The following is a 6,014-nucleotide window of genomic DNA, read 5'->3' as shown; positions in this document are numbered from 1 at the left end:
TCGGCGCGCTCGATGATGATGGTGTTGGCGCTCGGCACGTCGATGCCGGTCTCGATGATGGTCGAGGCGATCAGCACGTTGAAGCGCTTGTGGTAGAAGTCGCTCATCACCTGTTCGAGTTCACGTTCGCGCATCTGCCCGTGGCCGATACCGATGCGCGCTTCCGGCACCAGTTCGGCGAGGTCGGCGGCGCATTTTTCGATGGTCTTCACATCGTTGTGCAGGTAGTAAACCTGACCGCCACGCAGCAGTTCACGCAGCAGGGCTTCCTTGACCGTGCTCTTGTTCTGTTCCATGACGAAGGTGCGCACCGACAGGCGTCGCGCTGGCGGCGTGGCGATGATCGACAGATCGCGCATGCCCGACACCGCCATGTTCAGCGTGCGCGGAATCGGCGTCGCAGTCAGGGTGAGGATGTCGACTTCGCTGCGCAGGGCCTTGAGCTGTTCTTTCTGGCGTACGCCAAAACGGTGTTCTTCGTCGATGATCACCAGCCCGAGGTTTTTGATCTTCACGTCGTCGGACAGCAGCTTGTGCGTGCCGATGACAATGTCGATCTTGCCTTCCGCAAGATCGGCGATCGCCGCGTTGACTTCCTTGGCCGATTTGAAGCGACTCATCACTTCGACCGTCACCGGCCAGTCGGCGAAGCGGTCGCGGAAACTGTTGTAGTGCTGCTGGGCGAGCAGGGTAGTCGGTACCAGAATCGCCACCTGACGACCGCCGTGCACGGCGATGAACGCGGCGCGCATGGCCACTTCGGTCTTGCCGAAGCCAACGTCGCCGCAGACCAGACGATCCATCGGTTTCGGCGCGAGCATGTCTTCGCGCACGGCCTCGATGGTGGCTTGCTGATCGGGTGTTTCCTCGAACGGGAAACCGGCGCTGAAGGTGGCGTAATCGGCTTTCGGATCGGCGAAGGCATAACCTTCACGGGCGGCGCGACGGGCGTAAATGTCGAGCAATTCGGCGGCGACGTCACGCACCTGCTCGGCGGCTTTGCGCTTGGCTTTCTGCCAGGTCTCCGAGCCGAGGCGGTGCAGCGGCGCGAGCGAATCGTCGCTGCCGGTGTAACGTGCGATCAGGTGCAGGTTGGCCACCGGCACGTAGAGCTTGGCGTTCTCGGCGTATTCGAGGGTGAGGAATTCGGCGGCCTGATTGTCGATTTCCAGAATCGTCAGGCCCAGGTAGCGGCCGACGCCGTGATCGATATGCACCACCGGCGCGCCTTCGCGCAGTTCGGTGAGGTTCTTGATCACCGCATCGTTGCTGACGTCGCTGCGCTTCTCGCGGCGGCGACGTTGCATGACCCGTTGGCCGAACAGCGGACTTTCCGCCACCAGCGCCAGCGCCGGATCGTCGAGTACCAGGCCCTCGTCGAGCGGGGCGATGGTGATCGCCAGACGATCCTTGCTGGCGACAAAATCCGGCCAGCTGTCGACGGTTTTCGGCCGCAGCTTCAAGCGTTCCAGCAGTTCCAGCAGGACTTCGCGACGACCCGCCGATTCAGCGGTGAACAGCACGCGACCGGGGAATTCTTCGAGGAAACCGGCGAGTGCCGCCAGCGGTTGCGTAGCTTTAGCCTCGATGGCCAGATCCGGCAGCGCGTGCGCCGGGAAGCGCTCACGGCCGACGCCGGTTTCAACGTCCTGCTGACTGGCGACGACTCGCGGCCAATTCTTCAGGCGCGCGAAGCAATCTTCTACCGGCAGGAACAGTTCGGCCGGTGGCAATAAAGGACGCGAAGGATCGACGCGGCGTTCTTCGTAACGATTGCGCACGTCGTTCCAGAAGTTTTCCGCCGCTTGCTCGATGCCCGGCAGCGAAAACACTTGTGTGTCCTGAGGCAGGTAATCGAACAGCGTCGAAGTTTCGTCGAAGAACAGCGGCAGGTAGTACTCGATACCGGCCGGGGTGATACCGCTGCTCAAATCCTGAAAGATCGGGCAGCGGCGAAAATCGACGTCAAAGCGCTCACGGAAACGCGCCTTGAAGCGGGTGACTGCGTCTTTCTGCAACGGAAACTCGCGGGCCGGCAGCAGCTTCACCGACTCGACCTTGTCGATCGAACGCTGGGTTTCCGGATCGAAGGTGCGCAGGGTTTCGATTTCGTCGTCGAACAGGTCGATGCGATACGGTAGTTTGCTGCCCATGGGGAACAGGTCGATCAGCGCGCCGCGTACGGTGAACTCGCCGTGCTCGTACACCGTGTCGACATAGCGATAGCCGCTGGCTTCGAGCCGCGCGCGCATCTGTTCGACGTCGAGCTTCTGGCCGATGTCCAGCACCAGGCTGCTGCCGAGGAGGAATTTGGTCGGCGCCAAGCGATGCAAAGCGGTGGTGATCGGAACCACCAGCACGCCGTGGGCCAGTTCCGGCAGGCGATACAGGCTGGCGATGCGCTGGGAGATGATGTCCTGGTGCGGCGAGAACAGGTCGTAGGGCAGGGTTTCCCAGTCGGGGAAATGCAGTACGGGCAAATCCGGGGCGAAGAAACTCAGCTCCTGTTCCAGCCGTTCGGCGCTTTGGCTGTCGGCGGTCAGCAGCAGGGTAAAGCGCTTGGCAGCGCTGGCAGCCTCGGCAATCGCCAGGCTGAGGGCGGCACCGGGCAGATTGCCCCAGTGCTGTTTACCTGCTTCGGCAGGGAGTAGCGGTAGACGCAGAACAGGCACGGAAGGTTGAGCTCCAGGCGTTGCGACAAAGTCGGTAATTGTAGCGGCCTCCGGTGCCGCCTGTCAGTTGCAGACTGCGTCTATCTTCATGGTTTGGACGAAATGTAGTGGTAACCATAAAAACGAGCACTTTTTTCATGGTTATGTAGTGCCGAAACCGGGTGGTGTTACGGAGGGTTACAGACATCGTCTAACAGTCGTCGAAAAATTGACTGCGCTGAAAGCCCCGGTTTTATTGGGCTGGAGAAGGGCGTAAATTTTTTGAACGGGAATTTGTTACCGATTGCGCGACAAGCGCGCATTGCTGAAAGGGCTGGTCGGCGGCATAATGTAGCCCCTTTTTTCTGCCCCTACATGTGGAAGGTTACCGTGACTCAGAAGCCCGACCAGTGTCTTGGTGAATGGATCGACCGTGAAGCACTCGCAGAAGCGATGATCCCGCTTATCGGTCAGCTCTACCGCAATAACAACGTGGTTAGCTCGATCTATGGCCGCAGCCTGATCAACCAGTCTGTCATCGCGATTCTCAAAGCTCACCGCTTTGCTCGCCACCGTTCTTCGGACGACAGCGAACTCTCCGTCCACGAAACATTCCCACTGCTCAAGGCCATGAGCGAGCTCAAGCTCGGCGCGGCATCGGTGGATCTGGGCAAGCTGGCGTTCAAATTCCGTAACGAAGGCAACGGCCGCAGCGCCGAGCAGTTCGTGCGTGAAGAGATGGCTGACGTGGTTGGCCAGCAGAACGCCTCGGCCCGCAAAGGCACCGACGTTGTTCTTTACGGCTTCGGTCGTATCGGCCGTCTGCTGGCGCGCATCCTGATCGAGAAAACCGGTGGTGGCGACGGCCTGCGTCTGCGCGCCATCGTCGTGCGCAAAGGCGCCGAGAACGACCTGACCAAACGCGCCAGCCTGCTGCGTCGCGATTCGGTACACGGTTCGTTCAACGGCACCATTACCATCGACGAAGAAAACAACACCATCACCGCCAACGGTAACCTGATCCAGGTGATCTACGCGAAGAACCCGACCGAGGTGGATTACACCCAGTACGGCATCAAAGACGCGCTGCTGGTGGACAACACCGGTGTATGGCGTGACGCCGACGGCCTGGGTCAGCACCTGGCGTGCCCGGGCATCGACCGCGTTGTTCTGACCGCGCCTGGCAAGGGCAAGCTGAAGAACATCGTTCACGGCATCAACCACGGTGAAATCACCGCTGACGACAAGATCGTCTCGGCTGCTTCCTGCACCACCAACGCCATCGTGCCGGTGCTCAAAGCGGTCAACGACAAGTTCGGCATCATCAACGGTCACGTCGAAACCGTTCACTCGTACACCAACGACCAGAACCTGATCGACAACTTCCACAAGGGCGATCGCCGTGGCCGCAGCGCCGCGCTGAACATGGTGATCACCGAGACCGGTGCCGCCACCGCTGCTGCCAAGGCTCTGCCTGAGCTGGCCGGCAAGCTGACCGGTAACGCGATCCGCGTTCCGACGCCGAACGTGTCGATGGCCATTCTCAACCTCAACCTTGAGAAAGCCGCCACCCGTGAAGAGATGAACGAGTACCTGCGCTACATGGCGCTGCACTCTGAGCTGCACAAGCAGATCGACTTCGTCAATTCGCAGGAAGTGGTGTCGACCGACTTCGTTGGCTCGCGTCACGCTGGTGTGGTCGACGCTGAAGCGACCATCGTGCAGGACAACCGCGTCGTTCTGTACGTTTGGTACGACAACGAGTTCGGCTACAGCTGCCAGGTAGTTCGCGTAATGGAAGACATGGCTGATGTGAATCCGCCAGCGTTCCCGCGCTAAGCCTCAGGCTTGAATGAAAACGCCCCGGCATTTTGTCGGGGCGTTTTTGTTTGTGGGCCTGTTGGATCTTCGGCGTCCTTGCCGGCCTCTTCGCGAGCAGGCTCGCTCCCACACTGGATCAGTGTCGTTCACAATCTTCTGTGGGAGCGAGCCTGCTCGCGAAAGCATTCTGTCAGGCGCCGCTGGCTACCGAAGCCTGCGCCGTGCGCAACTCATGCCGGTTGCCACGGAACAGCACCAGTGTCGCAATCAAGCCCAACACCGCCGCGCCACTGAGCCAGATCCCCGGTGCTGCCTTGTTGTCCAGCACATGAATCAGGTAGGTACACGCCGCCGGGGTAAAGCCGCCGAACGTCGCCGTCGCCAGGCTGTAGGCCAGCGAGAAACCGGTCGTGCGCACTTCCACCGGCATGATCTCGGTCAGTGCCACCACCATCGCGCCGTTGTACGAGCCATAAAGGAACGACAGCCACAGTTCGACAATCAGCAAATGGCTGAAGCTGGGGTTCGCCACCAGCCACGACAGCGCCGGATACGCCGTGAGGATCGCCAGAATCGTCGCTGCCAGCAGTAAGGGTTTTCGGCCGATCTTGTCGGATACCGCGCCCATCACCGGTAGCCAGAAGAAATTCGACAAGCCGATGCACACCGTCACCAGCAAGGCGTCGAGGTCCGACAGATGCAACTCGGCCTTGCCGAACGTCGGCGTGTACGCAGTGATCAGGTAGAACGAAACCGTGGTCATCACCACCAGCGCCATGCCGGCAATGACGATGCCGAAGTTCTGCCCGATCGAGCGGACGATCTCGCCGAGGGTAGGGCGGTGGGTGCGCGCTTGGAATTCCGGAGTTTCTTCCAGCGAGCGACGGATGAAGAAAATCACCGGCACGATCATGCAGCCAATCAGAAACGGCACGCGCCAGCCCCATTCGCCCATTTGCTCAGGACTCAGCCAGTGATTCAGAGCAACGCCGAGCAGGCCGGCGAACACCACGGCTGCCTGTTGGCTGGCGGACTGCCAACTGACGAAAAAGCCTTTACGCCCCGGCGTAGAAATTTCCGCCAGATACACCGACACGCCGCCCAATTCCACGCCCGCCGAGAAGCCTTGCAGCAGGCGGCCGAACAACACCAGTAGCGGTGCGGCGACGCCGAGCGTCGCGTAACCGGGCACGCAGGCAATCAGCACCGTACCGGCGGCCATCATCGCCAAAGTGATGATCAGCCCTTTGCGCCGTCCGTGACGGTCGATATAGGCGCCGAGGAAAATTGCCCCCAGCGGGCGCATCAGGAAGCCGGCGCCGAAGGTCGCCAGCGACAGCATCAGCGAAGCGAAGGCGCTGTCGGTGGGGAAGAAGGTTTTGGCGATGGCCGTGGCATAGAAGCCGTAGACCATGAAGTCGAACATTTCGAGGAAGTTGCCGCTGACAACGCGAAAGATCGCTTTGCCTTTGCCCGTGGTGGAGGACATGGGAGGTACTCACTGTTCAATTTTGTATAAAGGCGTTGCAGCCATGGGGAAGC

At 60.6% G+C, this 6,014-nt stretch carries 3 protein-coding genes; 1 reads left to right on the top strand and 2 read right to left on the bottom strand.

Annotated elements, in window-relative coordinates:
* Positions 1–2,672, bottom strand: a 2,672-nt coding sequence (gene mfd / locus OQK_RS28580; RefSeq protein WP_038861935.1) for a transcription-repair coupling factor, incomplete at its 3' end; no start/stop codon positions are given.
* A 354-nt stretch (positions 2,673–3,026) separates the two neighbouring features.
* Here mfd and OQK_RS28575 point away from each other — a divergent pair.
* Positions 3,027–4,490: a glyceraldehyde-3-phosphate dehydrogenase gene (locus OQK_RS28575; protein ID WP_016775482.1), complete on the top strand. Its 1,464-nt coding sequence runs from the start codon at positions 3,027–3,029 to the stop codon at positions 4,488–4,490.
* 172 nt (positions 4,491–4,662) lie between these two features.
* Here the strand turns inward: OQK_RS28575 and OQK_RS28570 are convergent, their stop codons facing one another.
* Entirely contained in the window at positions 4,663–5,961 is a 1,299-nt protein-coding gene (locus OQK_RS28570; protein ID WP_016775481.1) for an MFS transporter, read from the bottom strand.
* Positions 5,962–6,014: the final 53 nt, after the last annotated feature.

This window comes from Pseudomonas sp. R62 (genome assembly GCF_000257605.1).
In the GTDB taxonomy this organism is placed as follows: Bacteria; Pseudomonadota; Gammaproteobacteria; order Pseudomonadales; family Pseudomonadaceae; genus Aquipseudomonas; species Aquipseudomonas atacamensis.
This window is presented reverse-complemented; position numbering and strand designations above follow the sequence as displayed.